The following is a 14,601-nucleotide window of genomic DNA, read 5'->3' on the forward strand; positions in this document are numbered from 1 at the left end:
GCCGCCGTCGGCGCAAACGGCCCGGAAGGTCGACCGGCGAGCCCGGCGCAACCCGACACCCCGGCACTGTGACTCCTGTTACCAAAATGTGACTTAAGCAGCCGGGTCCTGTAGCGTCGTTAGCGTGCGCCGCCATCGGTGCCGCATATCCGGACGGACGCCAAACTCTGCCGCTTCCCGGATTCCGCTGGACCAGGCAGAGGCGGGGGACCCAGAGTTCCCGGGCAATCTGCTTTCATGCGCCCTCGGGGTGAAGCCGACACGTGATGTTCCGTGCGGCCGGATGACCTCATCCGAACCCGACAGCTAACTCCGCCGGCGTTGAGAGGCCACCATGACTGAATTCCAGGTACAAACACGCCCTGACGGCGGTTCGCATTCCCGCTCAGTTGGCGCCGCCAAGTCGCGCCACCGCGCCGAACCGGTCAAGCAGGCATCCGCCCTGTCGCGGTTCGCCGCCGGGCTCGGTGTAACCGGCCGCCGTGCCGCCGTCGTCACCGCCGCGTGCGCGCTGCTGCTGGGTGGCGGCGCCGCGAGCCAGGCGGCAGAGCCGGGCGCCCACACGGCGAACGTTGCGAGCCAGACGGCCACGATGGCTGACCCGCTGGCCAAGCTCAACTTCGAGCGGGTCCAGGTGGCTGGGCCGACCGCTGCCACGGAAAAGAACGTGGCTCCCCAGATCTCGGAGGTTAGGGCAGCCGAAGCGCTGATCCACGCGCCCGCTGCTGCCGCACCGGCAGCCGCGGCAGCACCTGCTCCGGCCCCCGCGGCAGCCCCCGCACCTGCTCCGGCTCCCGCGGCGGCCCCCGCTCCGGCACCGGCAGCCGCTCCGGCACCGGCACCGGCAGCCGCGCCGGTCGCAGTCGACGACCCCGCCGGCGCGCAGGCCTACGCCGCGTCCCAGCTGGGAAGCTATGGCTGGGCATCCGGCCAGATGCAGTGCCTGCACAAGCTGTGGACCAAGGAATCCGACTGGAAGACCACCGCCACGAACGCCAGCAGCGGCGCCTACGGCGTGGTCCAGTCCCTGCCCGCCTCGAAGATGGCGAGCGCCGGCGCCGATTACATGACCAACTACCGGACCCAGATCAACTGGGGCCTGAACTACGTCAAGTCGCGCTACGGTTCCCCCTGCGGTGCCCTGAACTTCCACTACGCACACAACTGGTACTAAACCGGCACTAGCCGCCCCCCGCCCTGGAGGCCCCGGATCCGCATGGATCCGGGGCCTCTTTGCGTCTCCACGGCCGGACCGGCCCCGGCGGCCCGGACTTCCACAGCCCCCGCACAGCTTGACCCTAAAGCCCTCATATGGGCCGCCGGGAAAGTTGAGCCATGACATTCACAGACCAGGCCACAGGAACCCTGCCCCGCTCCACGGCGACGCCGGCCGGCCCGGCGGCCCCAGGGGCACCCTCGGGGCTTGCCCTGGCCGACGCACCCGTCCCGGGCCCGATCGCCGGGGCCCTGACCGTCCCCGGCGGCCGGCGCACGGCCATTGATACGCGCGCCAGCACGCCCCTGCTGGACGTCACCATCCCGGTCTTCAACGAGGAACGGGACCTCGAGGCCTGCCTGCGCCGGCTCCACGCGTACCTGCTCGGCGCCTTCCCGCATTCCTTCCGGATCACCGTGGCGGACAACGCCAGCACCGACGGAACGCTCAAGGCCGCGGAACGGGTAGCCCGCGAGCTGCGCGAAGTGACGGTGGTCCATATGGCAGAAAAGGGCCGCGGAAACGCACTCCGCAAGGTGTGGCTGGCCTCGCCGTCGCCGGTCCTGGCGTACATGGATGTGGATCTTTCCACTGATCTGGCGGCCCTCGGCCCGCTCCTTGCCCCGCTCATTTCCGGGCACTCCGACCTGGCGATCGGGACACGGCTGACCCGCAACTCCCGCGTGGTCCGCGGACCCAAACGGGAATTCATCTCGCGCAGCTACAACTTCCTGCTCCAGGCCCTCATGGGCGCCCACTTCAGTGACGCGCAGTGCGGCTTCAAGGCGATCCGGGCGGACGTGGCCCGGCAACTGCTTCCCCACACGCTGGACAACGCCTGGTTCTTCGACACCGAGCTGCTGGTCCTGGCAGAAAAGTGCGGCCTGCGCGTCCACGAAGTCCCGGTGGACTGGACCGACGACCCGGATTCCAGCGTGGACATCGTCCAGACGGCCCTCGCGGACTTGCGCGGCATGGCACGGTTGAGCCGGGACCTGGTCTCGGGCCGGATCCCGGTTCCCGACCTGCGCGCGGCCCTGGCCCGCGGACCGCTGCCGGCCGCCTCGCGGGCACAGGAACAAAGCCCCGGCGGAAGCCTCTTCGGACAGCTCGTCCGCTTCGGCAGCATCGGGGTGGCCTCCACCCTGGCCTACCTGGCGATTTTCCTGCTCTGCCGCGGGTTCATGGACCCGCAGCTGGCAAACTTCCTCGCCTTACTCACCACTGCCGTGGCCAACACTGCGGCCAACCGGCGCTTCACGTTCGGCATCCAGGGCGGCAGCCAGGCGGCTCGCCACCATTTTGAGGGGCTGCTGGTCTTCGGCATCGGGCTGGCCCTGACCTCGGGCGCACTCGCCCTCGTTCACGCCGCGTCGGGAGCGGCCCCGGAACGCTGGCTTGAACTGCTCACGGTTACCGCCGCCAACCTGGCCGCCACGGCCGTGAAGTTCCTGCTCTTCCGGTTGGTGGTTTTCCGCCACAGGCCCGCCGCTGCCGTTCCGGCGCCCGGCGCCCCCGATCCTTCCCTCCCCCGCACAGAAAAGGCCAAGTAAATGACGGCAACCATCAGTCCCACCGCCGGAGCCCAGGGCGGTTCCCCGGCCGGCAGGCTGCCGGCCGCCGAGGAACAGCCACACCAGGTTCCCGGAGACGGCGGGACGGCGCCCCATCTGCCCGCGTCCCCGGCGCCGGCCGCCCAAGGCCGCCGGGACCGGCTGCTGTTCGGACCGCAGCCCCGCTGGGTGCGGCCCGCGGCAGCGCTGCTCCTGGTGGTCTCCGCGGCGTTGTACCTGTGGAATCTGGAGGCCACCGGCTACGCCAACTCCTTCTATGCCGCGGCGATCCAGGCCGGGACCAAGGACTGGACCGCGCTGCTCTTCGGCTCCCTCGACGCCGGCAATGCCATCACGGTGGACAAGCCCCCGGCCGCACTCTGGATTCCCGCCCTCGCGGGACGGATCTTTGGTTTCTCGGCCCTGAGCATGCTCATTCCCCAGGCGCTCATGGGAGTGGCCGCCGTCGGGCTTCTCTACCTGACCATCAAGCGGGTGTCCGGGCCGGCCGCGGGCCTGCTCGCCGGCGGCGCCCTGGCGCTGACCCCGGTGGCCGCCCTCATGTTCCGGTTCAACAACCCGGACGCGATGCTCACCCTGTGCCTGGTGCTGGCGGCCTACCTCACCACCCGCGCCATCGAGAAGGCCGGCTGGAAGTGGCTCGCCGCGGCCGGCGCGGTCATCGGCCTGGCGTTCCTGAGCAAGATGCTGCAGGGCTTCCTGATCGTTCCCGGGCTGGCCCTGGCCTACCTGTGGGCGGCGCCCACCACCCTCGGCCGCCGGCTCCTGCACCTGCTGGCCGCCGCCGCCGGGATCGCCGTCGTGGCCGGCAGCTACGTTGTGCTGTTCCAGCTGACCCCGGCCTCGGTCCGGCCGTACATGGCAGGGTCGGAGACCAACAGCTTCCTGGAACTGACGTTCGGCTACAACGGCCTGGGCCGGATCACCGGGTCAGGCGGGGGCATGCCCGGCGGAGGAAACCTGGGAGGCAACGCCGGCGGCCCGGGCGGCAACGGAAACGTCGGCTTCGGCGGCGCGGCCGGGATCACCCGGATGTTCGGGACCAGCTTCGGCGGCGAGGTGTCCTGGCTGCTGCCGGCGGCCCTGATCCTGCTGGCCGCCGGGCTGTGGTTCACCCGGCGCGAAGCCAGGACCTCAAAAGCCCGTGCGGCGCTCCTGCTGTGGGGCGGCTGGCTGGTCATCACTGCGGGGATCTTCAGCTTCATGAGCGGCACCGTGCATCCGTACTACGCCGTGGCGCTGGCCCCCGCCATCGCGGCGCTGGCCGGCATCGGTTCCCTGGAACTGTGGCGGGGCCGGGCCTACTGGCCCGCCCGGGTTGTCCTGGCCGTGACGGTGCTGGCCACCTCGGTCTGGTCCGCCGTGCTCCTGGGCCGCGACCCGTCCTGGCTTCCCGGGCTCAGGGTGATCATCGTGGTCCCGGGCGTGCTCGCCGCCGCGGCCCTGCTCCTGCGGGTGGACGGCATGGCGGCTCTCCCGGCGCGGTTCCGCAAGGCCGCCACGGCCGGCGTCGTGATCCTCTGCCTGCTTGCCGGCGGCCTCGGAAGCACCGCGTGGACACTGGCGACCGTCGCCCAGCCGCATTCCGGTTCGATCCCCACGTCGGGCCCCACCGCGTCCGCGATGGGCGGCGGCTTCGGGGCGGCAGGCAGGGCCGGCACTGACGGCGCCGGCACTGACGGCGCGGGCACTGACGGCGCGGGCAGTGCCGGAATGGGCGGCGGCCCCGGCGGGGAAACATCCTCGGCGGAGTTGACCGCGCTGCTGAAGTCCTCCGGCGCCAAGTGGTCCGCGATTGTCTCCGGCGCCACCCAGGCCGCGAGCCTGGAACTCGCCACCGGCACCAGCGTGATCGCGCTCGGCGGCTGGAACGGCGGCGACCCCTACCCGACGCTCGCACAGTTCCAGGCGATGGTGGACCGCGGCGAGATCGGCTACTTCATTTCCGGCGGCATGGGCGGCATGGGCGGAGGCCGCGGAGGCAACTCCGAGGTCGCCACCTGGGTCGCGGCCAACTACCAGGCCCAGACCGTGGGCAACGCCACCGTCTACAAACTGGGAGCGTAGACCGCCATGACTGACACCCTGAGCCCCCGCCCCGACACGGCCCCGGCCCGCACGCCGGGGCGGCCGCGGCCGCAAGCCCGGGACCGCCGTCGGCGACTGGAGCCCCCGGCTGCCGGCGGCACGCGAGCCGTCCCTGGCGCCCCGGCCCTGCGGATGCGGCTGGAACTGGCGGGGCTGCTGCTGGCCACGGCCGTGCTGTACCTGTGGAACCTGGGCGCCTCCGGCTGGGCAAACGCGTTCTACTCCGCGGCGGCCCAGGCCGGGTCGCAGGATTGGGCGGCCTGGTTCTTTGGCTCCTCCGACGCCGCCAACGCCATCACCGTGGACAAGCCGCCGGCGTCGCTGTGGGTGATGGGCCTGTCGGTGCGGATCTTCGGGCTGAGCTCCTGGAGCGTCCTGGTGCCGCAGGCGCTCATGGGGGTCGGCACGGTCTGGCTGGTCTATCTGGCCGTCCGCCGGGCCGCGGCCCCCGCCACGGCCGACGCCGGTCTGGCCCACCGAGCGGGGCTTCTCGCCGGTGCGGTCATGGCGCTGACACCGGTGGCCGTGCTGATGTTCCGGTTCAACAACCCCGACGCCCTGCTGGTGTTATTGATGACCGCGGCCGCCTACGCCGTCTTGCGCTCCATCCAGGACGCGCGCGTGCGCTGGCTGCTGTTCGCCGGGGTGCTGCTGGGCTTCGGGTTCCTCACCAAGCAGCTGCAGGTCCTGCTGGTTGTCCCCGGTTTCGCCGTGGCCTACCTGCTCGCGGCGCCGGCAGCGGCAGGCAGGCGCATTCTTCACCTGCTCGGCGCGGGCGCGGCGATGGCCGTCGCCGCCGGGTGGTGGCTGGCCGCGGTCGAACTCATTCCGGCGGCGGACCGCCCGTACATTGGCGGCTCGCAGAACAACTCCATCCTGGAGCTGACCCTGGGCTACAACGGCCTGGGCCGGCTGAACGGGGATGAAACCGGGAGTGTGGGCGGCAGCAACGGCTGGGGCACGCCCGGGCTGTTCCGGCTCTTCAACAGCGAGTTCGGCGGCCAGATCGCCTGGCTGCTGCCCTCGGCGCTGCTGCTCGGAGCGGGGCTGCTCTGGCTGGGCCGCCGCGCACCGCGCACCGACCCGGTACGGGCCTCGGTGATCATCTGGGGCTCCTGGGTTGCCGTTACCGGGCTGACGTTCAGCTTCATGGCCGGGATCATCCACCCGTACTACATGGTGGCGCTGGCGCCCGGGATCGCAGGGCTCGCCGGGCTCGGCGGCGTCCTGCTCTGGCAGCGGCGGAACCAGCCCGCGGCCGCCGCCGTCCTCGCGGTGGCGATCGTGGCGGCCGGAGCCATGGCCGCCGAACTCCTGGTCCGCACCACGGCGTTCATGCCGTGGCTGCGCTGGGTGACGCTGCTGGGCGCGCTCGCCGCCGCCGGCCTGGTGCTGGCCGCCGCGGCCCCGGGCGCCAAGGGGGCCGCGGGGGTGAAGGGGACGGGGATGATGGCGTCCAAGACGGTGGCGCGAACGACGGCGGCGCTCGCCGTCGCCGCGGCCCTCGCCGGTCCGCTGGCCTACTCGCTGTCCACCGCGGCCACGGCCCACAGCGGCTCGATTGTCAGCGCCGGGCCGTCCGTGTCCGGACGGGGCGGGGCCGGGATACCGCCGGCCCTCGGCGGCGCGGCAGGAGGCGGCTTCGGCGGTGCCACGACGGCGAACGGCAACGGCACAGGCACAGGCCGCGGACCAGGGGCGGGCGGAATGGGCGGCCTGCTCGGGGCCAGCACGCCGTCGGCGGCGCTCGTGGCCGCGCTGCAGACAGATGCCGGGCCCTACACGTGGGCCGCCGCCGTCGTCGGATCCAACAACGCTGCCGGCTACCAACTGGCGACGCAGCTCCCGGTGATGGCCGTGGGCGGGTTCAACGGCACGGATCCCGCACCGACCCTGGCGCAGTTCCAGCAATACGTGGCCGACGGCAGGATCCACTACTTCGTTGCCGGGCGCCTGATGCAGGGCGAAAGCGGAGCCAACGATGCCGCGCAGATTGCCGCCTGGGTGCAGGACAACTTCACCGCCCGGACCGTGGGCGGGACCAGCGTGTACCTGCTGGCCGGGTAGGCGGGCGCCGCCGTCAGGTCCGGGCCGGGCGGCGGCGGGGCTGGAAGGTGGGGGCTAGAAAGTGAAGGACAGGGTGCGCAGGCCGGCGCCGGTGATGTGTGTGGTCACGGCCACCCCGGAGTAGTCGGGAATGTGCAGCACACCGTCCGGCAGTTCGCCGGCATTGGGCCCTACCGCCACGGTCCGGACGCCGGCGGCGATGCCCGCGGCAATGCCTGCCGGGGCGTCCTCGAACACCACCGCATCGGCCGGGGCGACACCCAGCAGGGAGGCCGCCCGGAGGTATCCCTCAGGGTGGGGCTTGCCCCGCATGACGTCCTCCGATGTGACCGAGACGGCCGGGACGCCGATCCCCGCGGCTGCCATCCGGACCCCGGCCAGGTCCCGTGACGCGCTCGTCACCAGCGCCACGGCATCCGGCGGCAGGCTCGCCAGCAGCTCCGGCGCGCCTGGAACCGGAACAATGCCCCGGGTCTCGGCCAGCTCCATCCGGCCGAGCTCGGCCGCGAGGGCCTGGATGTCGGAACCGGCCGGAGCAAACCTGCGGACGGTGTCCATGGCCTGGACGCCATGGGAGGAGCGCAGGATCTCGCCGATGTCCAGGCCGTAGCGGGCCGCAAACGTGGTCCACACCTGCTCCACGATGCTGGTGGAATCCACCAGCGTGCCGTCCATATCGAACAGGACGGCGCGGGCGGTCAGGGTGGTGGTGCCGGAACGGGATGCAGAGCTCATGCCTCCATCCTGCCGCATGGCCCCGGGTCAGCCTGCCGCGCGGAGCCTGCCGGGTCAGCCGTTGGGCCGGTGGGGGATGTACTGCACTGCCCACTTGTTGCCGTCGGGGTCGGCGAAGTGGACAAAGTGCCCCCAGTCCTGGACGTCGACGTCGCTGACGTCCACTCCGTTGTCCTTGAGCTGCTTGTGCGCGGCCTGGATGTCGCTGACCACAAGCTGCAGGCTCGGTGCGGTACCGGGCGGGGCGTCGTTGAGGCCCTCGCCGATGGCAATCGAGCAGCCGGAGCCCGGCGGTGTCAGCTGGACAAACCGGAGGCCCTCCATGGGCCGTTCGTCGTAGTCGGCGTTGAAGCCCACCTTGTTGACGTAGAAATCCTTGGCCCGGTCCACATCGGACACCGGCACAAACACGAGTTCAAGTTTCCAATCCATGGCGCACAGGCTAGCGCGGTCCGCGGCGGCGCGGAAGGGATCCTCCGTGTTGCCCCTCGGCGGCGCCGCTCCTAGCCGGCGATGCCGTAGAGGCGGTCTCCGGCGTCGCCCAGGCCGGGCACGATGTAGGACTTCTCGTTGAGCTTCTCGTCGATTGAGGCCAGGACGATCGTCACGTTGGCCTCTGACAGCTCTTCCTCCAGCTTGGCCAGGCCCTCCGGGGCGGCAAGCAGGCAGATGCAGGTGACGTCGGAGGCACCGCGCTTGAAGAGGAACTTGATGGCCTCGCGCAGGGTCCCGCCGGTGGCCAGCATGGGATCGAGGACGAAGATCTGCCGGTCCGTGAGGTCCTCGGGGAGGCGCTCGGCGTAGGTGATGATGTCCAAGGTCTCTTCGTCCCGGGCCATGCCCAGGAAGCCGACCTCGGCGGTGGGGACCAGCTTGGTCATGCCCTCGAGCATGCCGAGCCCGGCGCGGAGAATGGGGACCACCAGGGGGGTGGGCTTGGTGAACGCGGTGCCGACGGTGGTGCTGACGGGCGTCTCGATGGTCACCGGTTCGGTGCGGACGTCACGCGTGGCTTCGTACGCGAGGAGCGTGACAAGCTCCTCGGTGAGCTGGCGGAAGACCGGGGACGGGGTGTTCTTGTCCCGCAGAACGGTGAGCTTATGGGCGACCAGCGGGTGGTCCACAACGAGAGTGCGCATGGGTCAAAACTATCACCCGGATGCTGAAGACCGTCCCGCGGGGCCGGAGGTATCGGCGTCGTTCGTCCCTGCCTGTGCAGTGCCGACGGCACTGCCTTTGGTGGCGCCTTCATGCAGGTGGGCGGGATGCTCAAAAGTCGGCGCGTCGCCGGCGTGTTCGCGGTGCCGGAGCACGTGGAAGAGCCGGTGGGCCAGGATCACGATCCCCACCCAGGCCAGACCAATGACCCACCCGACGATCACATCGGTCATCCAGTGATGGCCCAGGTAGACCCTGCTCAGGCCCATCGCGACGATGAAGATCACACCAGCGGCGATCAGGGCGATCCGGGCGCCGGTCCGCTTGATGTGCAGGCAGGCCAGGTACACCACGAGCGCGATCACCACCGTGGTGTTCAGCGTGTGGCCGCTCGGGAACGACGGCGAGTTCTCGTAGGGCGGCACGGCGTCGGCATGGTCCGGGCGGGTCCGGCCGATCAGTTTCTTGCCCAGGGACGTGGCCGTCACGGAGACCGCGGCTGCGCCGCCGATCAGGATCAGCGGCCGCCACGACCGGGAGGTGTAGATGAGCACTGCCGTGAGGATGCTTGCCAGGATGGGCATCCCGATGCCGCCGCCGATGTTGGTGAATCCCGTGATGAACGCGTCGAGGCCGGGGTTGCGAAGCTGCTCCATGAACGCCAGCGCCGGCTTGTCCAGGTTCGCCAGGCCCGCGTCGTCCACCACGTTGTCGTAGACCTCGGCACTCGTCAGGGCCAGGATCACCACCACCACGCCGCCGATCAGCATGGTGATCCACAGCGCCGCGTAGGGCACCACCCATTTGCCCCAGCGCTCCGTCAGCCAGTTCTCTGTTCTGGTGGTCACGGCCGTCTCCCGAATATTTGACTATTTGAACCCGTGGACTGCGCAGCCGGGCTGCACAGCATGCTTAGGATCGAAACTATCATTGACCCATGACTGCCCCTGAGCCCCGCCATGCCCAGTGGATGGGCCTTGCCCTGGTTGAGGCCCGGAATGCCCTGGCCACCGCAGACGTGCCGATCGGCGCCGTCGTGATCGGGCCGGACGGTTCGGTGCTGGGCACCGGGCGAAACGAACGCGAGGCCCTCGGAGACCCGACGGCCCACGCCGAGATGGTCGCCATCCGGGAGGCCGCCGCGCGGTTGCGGTCGCACCGGGCCCTGGAGGGCAAGGGCGACGACGGCTGGCGGCTGGAGGACTGCACGCTGGTGGTGACGCTGGAACCCTGCGCGATGTGCGCTGGAGCGATCGTCCTCGCCAGGATTCCGCGGGTGGTGTTCGGTGCCTGGGACGAGAAGGCCGGCGCCGCTGGTTCCGTGTTCGACATCCTCCGCGAGCGCCGGCTCAACCACTGGGTGGAAGTGGTTGCAGGCGTCCGTGAGCAGGAGTGCGCAGCGCTGCTGCGGGACTTCTTCGCCGGGCACCGCGCCTGATCCGTTCCGGCTAGCCTGCGCCGCCGGCAGATGACGCGCCAGCCGGTGACGCTGAGGCTGCCGCGGAAGCCGCGAGCCCATCGATCCGCTTCTGCCGGGAGGCCGGAGAGTCCAGGCTGAAGGCCCGGAAATCACCGAGGTCCTCGCGGATCCAGGCTTCCACCTCGGCGATCCGCTGCGTCACCGCGGGCGTGGGGCCGTGGAACAGCCAGGGCACGATCCGTTCCTGGGCCGGATCGTACTGCCAGAGTCCGATGATCAGGCCGCGGTCCAGGATCGGGTGGTCCGGGAGATCCGCCTGCAGCGCGAGCGACCCCAGTGCCGGCTTGTGCAGGTCCTCCTCGGCCAGCAGGTCCGCCGCGTTGCGGCGCAGCAGGAACAGGGAATCCGTTCCTGCCAGCAGCTGGATCTGTTCCCCCGCCGGCTCCTCGAAGGCGGCGAGGCTGCCGAGGTCCTCGGGCAGCATCCACAGCGGGTCCCCGCCGCCGGCGGCATGTGACCCGGCCATTGCTGTGGACAAGGCGGTGGGCACCTCGACGGCGCCGACGGCGGCGAGGGCCGCCTTGCTTTGCGCCACGGTGAACCCCGTAAACCATTGCGACTGTTTGAAGGTGGCCCCGCCGGTCCAGCCCAGGTAGCGGCGGATCAGCTCAGTGCGCGCATCCTCGTCGTCAAGATCGCTGGGCGGCAGGCCCCACGGCTGGTAGGCGTAGCGCTGCTGGTCCAGGCGCCCGTTCGCCGGGACCCGGCGGATCCGGCCGTCCGACTGCAGGATCCCCAGGGCGGTGGGCAGCGTGGTGGTGGCGCCCTTCTTCTTGCCTTCCTCGCCAAGGTTGCGCACTGAATCGCCGAGCTCGTCCTTGAGTTGCCGCGGGTCCATGGGCCCCTCCGCCTCGGCGAGGGTGTGCAGCACCTGCTCTTCCAGCAACGTGATCTCGCCGCGGTCCACGCCGAGCCGGCCGACCACCTTGAACGCGGACTCGGCCGCGTCCCGGCCCAGCTGAAGCGCCCAGGCGAAGTCTTCCCGGCCCAGGACGTACGTGCAGCCGCGGGCGGCCGGAAGTTCCAGGATCCGGTGGGCGAGGACGTCGGCGTCCACCTCGTCGCGGCGGATCCCGGCGCGGGCAAAGAGCGTGAGGTAGGGGTTGGCGCCGCCCACGGACCGGGCCCAGCCTGCCCGGGCAAGGACCTGCTCCGCCGTGCAGCCAGCCAGCGAGCCATCCAGGCCCTGCCGGTGCCAGGACCATGCCCGGAGCCGCTCCGGGGTCAGGCTCTGCGGCTCCGGCAGGTTGACGGGCTTTTCTACCGACGGCGATTGCGTGGCGACAGGGTGGGTGCTCATGGGCTCATTCTCCAACAGCTTCTCTGTCAGCGGTATCAAGAAGCCGTATCAACCCGCGCCGTCTGGTTTCTGGGTGCCTCTGTTTCACCGAGTTCCCCGGTTTCCGCGGTTTCGGTAGGTTCCGTGGGTTCCGTCGGTTCCGTCGACAGGAAGCCCAGAACGGTCCGGGCGGTGGCGTCCCAGCCGGGCAACCGGCCCCGGGCGGCCGCTGCCGCCTCCCGCCAGCGGTCCCTGAGGCCGGGGTCGTCCAGCCAGCGGCGGAGCAGGTCCGCCAGCGGAGCGGGGTCCGTTCCGAGCCCGACGGCGGCGCCCGGCAACCCGGGCGCCGGAAAGTCCGGCGGGCTGTCCGGCGTCGGACTGCTGGCCGCCGGCGGCCCGGGCCGGGTGCCGGCGGCGAGCGCCTCGACGGCTCCGGTGCCCTCGCGCACCACCACGGGAATGCCGCGGGCCAGCGATTCGGTGACCACCAGGCCGTAGGTTTCGGCCCGGGAGATCAGCAGGCTGAGATCGGCCGCATCCCACTCAGCATCCAGTGCCGGGCCCCGGAGCTCGCCCGGGATACGGACCCTCCCGGCCAGGCCCAGGCGTTCCACGGAGTTCCGGAGCTGCGCGGCGTAGGCCGGATCGGCGGTGTCCGAGCCGATGAGGGACGCCGTCCAGGGCACATCCGTGAGCCGGGCGAGCGCGTCCAGCAGGAGCGACTGGTCCTTGTTCGGCAGCAGGGCCGCCACGGCGATGAGGTGCCGAGCGCCGGTTGACAGGCTGCCGGACGCGAGCGGCGCGGGGGCGGTCCCGGGCAGGGCCACCCGGAGGCCGTCGAGGCCGTGGCGGGCGCGGATGCCCGCCGCGGCCGAACCGCTCGTGCAGATGACGCCGGCAGCGGCCCGCAGGGCCCTGCGTTCGCGCTCCGCGTGGTCCGGCAGGGGCATGTGCAGCAGGATCCAGACCCGGACCCCGGCCGCAGCAGCCGCTTCCAGCTCGTCGGGCGCACCGCAGGCGAGGAGGCTGTCGACCACCGTCACCGTGCCCCAGGTTGCGGCGCCGGCAGTTGCAGCGCCGCCGCCCCCGGCCGGGCCGCCGTCGGGCCCGGCGTGCAGCAGCGTGGCCAGGCGCCGCCGGTCCGCCGCGCTGCCTCCCGGCCAGTCGCCGTCGAGCGGGCAGGTTTCCACCGCGGCACCGAGGGCCGCCAGTTCGGCGGCGAGCGCCGCGTTGTAGACGTTGCCACCGGAGTTGTGCCGGACGTTGCCGGGCACCACAAGACGGATGTGGGGGCTGGCCGGCGGCATCTGCGGCGCCTAGCGGACGTCGAAGTCCAGCGAGTAGCTGGCCCAGGCATCGGGGGTCTCGCGCAGGGTGACGTCCAGCCCGGCGAGGTCGCGCCCGTCGTTGCCGACGCGGATCTGGGCGGCGACGGCGTCGGCGATGTACCGGGCGAGGGCTTCGGTGGTACTCAGCTTGCCGGAGAAGTCCGGGTGCTCGTCGAGGTTCTTGTAGTTCAGCTCGTCCAGGATCTCGTCCACCGCGTCCCCTGCCGCGCCGATGTCCAGCACAATCGCGTCGTCATTGAGCTCACGACGGCGGAAGGTCACCTCCGTGACGAACGTGGCCCCGTGCAGGCCCTGGGCCGGGCCGAAGACCTCGCGCGGAAGGCTGTGGGCGATCATGAAGTTGCGACGGACGGTCAGACTAAACACGGGCTACCTCGTGGCTTCGGTGGGCTGGTCGGCGGATTTGAACTCGGTGGGCTGGTCGGCGGATGGAGCGTCCCAGGACGGGTATTCGATGACGTGGCACAGGGCGTCCAGGTTGCCGTCGGCGAGGCGCTGGACGACGCCGGGGAGCTCTGCGAAGGTCGAGGAGCCGGTCAGGAAGACATCGAAGACCGGATCCTGCAGCAGGGACACGGCGAGTGCGAGACGCTCGGCGTTGGTGCGGCGGTGCCGGCGGGCGCGGGCCACCATCCCCACCTGGCTGGCGCGGATGGACAGACGGCGGGCGTGGAAGTCCTCCCCCAGTGGGAGGGAGATTTTCCGGTCGGCGTACCAGGACATTTCGATGATGTCGCCGTCGTCGCCCACCAGCTGCAGGCTTCGTTGCAGTCCTTCCTGCGAGGCCGAGCAGTGGATCACGATGTCGCAGTCCGGGAGGGCGTCGTCGGGGTGGCTGAAGTCGACGCCGAGTGCGTCCGCGAACGCTCTTTTGGCGGGGTCGACGTCGATCAGTTGCAGTCGCGCGAGCGGAAACCCGGCCAGGAGCTTGGCCACCATGCCGCCGACCAGTCCGGCCCCAATCACGGCAACCCTGTCGCCCAGGCGGGGTCCGGCCTCCCAGAGGCCGTTGATCGCGGTTTCCACGGTGCCGGTGAGCACCGCGCGGCGGGCCGGGACGCCGTCGGGAATGATGGTGAGGGCTTCGACCGGGACGATGAAGCGGTCCTGGTGCGGATAGAGGCAGAATACGGTCTTCCCGGCCCAGCCCTCCGGTCCGTCCTCGACCACCCCCACGGTGAGGTAGCCGAACTTCACCGGGTACGGGAAGGACCCCTCCTGGTTGGGGGCGGCCATCGCGTTGGCGACGCACTCCGGGACGCTCGCGTGGTGGACTACCAGTTCGGTGCCCTTGCTGATGCCCGAATACAGAGTCCGGACCAACGCCTCCCCGGGGCCGGGGGCGGGCAGGTCCTCCCTGCGGAGCTCGCCTTGTTCGGGGCCGACGGTCCAATAGGCGGTGGCCGTGGCGTGCTGTTCAGAAGTCGTCATTGTGCTTACGAATCTAGTGCCCGGGCTGTTCGCGGGGAAGGGTGCCGGGTTCCGGCGAGTCGGCGGGCGGGTGCCGTTGGGGCTCGTTTTGTGGATGGGCGCCTTGCTCCGGTACCCTAGTCAGGTTGGTGACGTGTCCGAGCGGCCGAAGGTGCAACACTCGAAATGTTGTTTGGTGTAAAAGCCAACGTGGGTTCAAATCCCACCGTCACCGCGAAGGAAAA

13 protein-coding genes, 1 tRNA gene and 1 riboswitch are annotated in these 14,601 nt (G+C 70.8%); of the genes, 6 read left to right on the plus strand and 8 right to left on the minus strand.

What is annotated here, in order from left to right; translation table 11 throughout:
- Positions 1-175 precede the first annotated feature (175 nt).
- Positions 176-335, plus strand: a riboswitch (cyclic di-AMP (ydaO/yuaA leader).
- The 4 genes from AC1DGD_RS18380 to AC1DGD_RS18395 all read left to right on the plus strand — a co-directional run bounded on the left by AC1DGD_RS18380 (position 335) and on the right by AC1DGD_RS18395 (position 6,945).
- Positions 335-1,174, plus strand: a complete 840-nt coding sequence (locus AC1DGD_RS18380; protein ID WP_476857765.1) for an aggregation-promoting factor C-terminal-like domain-containing protein — start codon at positions 335-337, stop codon at positions 1,172-1,174. It overlaps the preceding riboswitch by 1 nt.
- A gap of 161 nt (positions 1,175-1,335) precedes the next feature.
- Positions 1,336-2,769: a bifunctional glycosyltransferase family 2/GtrA family protein gene (locus AC1DGD_RS18385; protein ID WP_476857766.1), complete on the plus strand. Its 1,434-nt coding sequence runs from the start codon at positions 1,336-1,338 to the stop codon at positions 2,767-2,769.
- Positions 2,770-4,857, plus strand: coding sequence for a glycosyltransferase family 39 protein (locus AC1DGD_RS18390; RefSeq protein WP_476857767.1), 2,088 nt, complete (start codon positions 2,770-2,772; stop codon positions 4,855-4,857).
- 6 nt (positions 4,858-4,863) lie between these two features.
- Positions 4,864-6,945, plus strand: a complete 2,082-nt coding sequence (locus tag AC1DGD_RS18395; protein WP_476857768.1) for an ArnT family glycosyltransferase — start codon at positions 4,864-4,866, stop codon at positions 6,943-6,945.
- Between the two features lie 54 nt (positions 6,946-6,999).
- Here the strand turns inward: AC1DGD_RS18395 and AC1DGD_RS18400 are convergent, their stop codons facing one another.
- From AC1DGD_RS18400 to AC1DGD_RS18415, 4 genes are all read right to left on the minus strand, one after another.
- Positions 7,000-7,680 (minus strand): HAD-IA family hydrolase, encoded by a 681-nt coding sequence (locus tag AC1DGD_RS18400; protein ID WP_476857769.1) that lies wholly within the window; start codon positions 7,678-7,680, stop codon positions 7,000-7,002.
- A gap of 54 nt (positions 7,681-7,734) precedes the next feature.
- A complete protein-coding gene (locus tag AC1DGD_RS18405; protein WP_026266579.1) occupies positions 7,735-8,112 on the minus strand; it encodes a glyoxalase superfamily protein in 378 nt (125 codons plus the stop codon).
- Between the two features lie 71 nt (positions 8,113-8,183).
- The gene (gene upp, locus AC1DGD_RS18410) at positions 8,184-8,819 is read right to left on the minus strand and encodes a uracil phosphoribosyltransferase (RefSeq protein WP_018774274.1); all 636 of its coding nucleotides are present in this window, start codon (positions 8,817-8,819) and stop codon (positions 8,184-8,186) included.
- 12 nt (positions 8,820-8,831) lie between these two features.
- Positions 8,832-9,686 carry a phosphatase PAP2 family protein gene (locus AC1DGD_RS18415; protein WP_230008678.1) on the minus strand — a complete coding sequence of 285 codons (855 nt, stop codon included), beginning with the start codon at positions 9,684-9,686 and terminating at the stop codon, positions 8,832-8,834.
- A gap of 89 nt (positions 9,687-9,775) precedes the next feature.
- Here AC1DGD_RS18415 and AC1DGD_RS18420 point away from each other — a divergent pair, with 89 nt between their 5' ends.
- Positions 9,776-10,276, plus strand: a complete 501-nt coding sequence (locus AC1DGD_RS18420; protein WP_230008679.1) for a nucleoside deaminase — start codon at positions 9,776-9,778, stop codon at positions 10,274-10,276.
- Positions 10,277-10,286: 10 nt separating this feature from the next.
- On the opposite strand, the gene AC1DGD_RS18425 is transcribed toward AC1DGD_RS18420, so the two are convergent.
- The 4 genes from AC1DGD_RS18425 to AC1DGD_RS18440 are packed head-to-tail and all read right to left on the minus strand — an operon-like array spanning position 10,287 to position 14,377.
- Complete coding sequence (locus AC1DGD_RS18425; RefSeq protein WP_476857770.1) at positions 10,287-11,618, minus strand: DNA glycosylase AlkZ-like family protein; 1,332 nt, start codon at positions 11,616-11,618, stop codon at positions 10,287-10,289.
- 35 nt (positions 11,619-11,653) lie between these two features.
- Positions 11,654-12,904 carry a glycosyltransferase gene (locus AC1DGD_RS18430; RefSeq protein WP_476857771.1) on the minus strand — a complete coding sequence of 417 codons (1,251 nt, stop codon included), beginning with the start codon at positions 12,902-12,904 and terminating at the stop codon, positions 11,654-11,656.
- Positions 12,905-12,913: 9 nt separating this feature from the next.
- Complete coding sequence (locus AC1DGD_RS18435; RefSeq protein WP_476857772.1) at positions 12,914-13,312, minus strand: 6-pyruvoyl trahydropterin synthase family protein; 399 nt, start codon at positions 13,310-13,312, stop codon at positions 12,914-12,916.
- A 3-nt stretch (positions 13,313-13,315) separates the two neighbouring features.
- Entirely contained in the window at positions 13,316-14,377 is a 1,062-nt protein-coding gene (locus AC1DGD_RS18440; protein WP_476857773.1) for a zinc-dependent alcohol dehydrogenase, read from the minus strand.
- Positions 14,378-14,504: 127 nt separating this feature from the next.
- Between AC1DGD_RS18440 and AC1DGD_RS18445 the strand changes: the two genes are divergently transcribed.
- Positions 14,505-14,591: transfer RNA gene (locus tag AC1DGD_RS18445), tRNA-Ser, on the plus strand.
- Positions 14,592-14,601: the final 10 nt, after the last annotated feature.

It is taken from the genome of Arthrobacter sp. 05T45 (assembly GCF_056395875.1).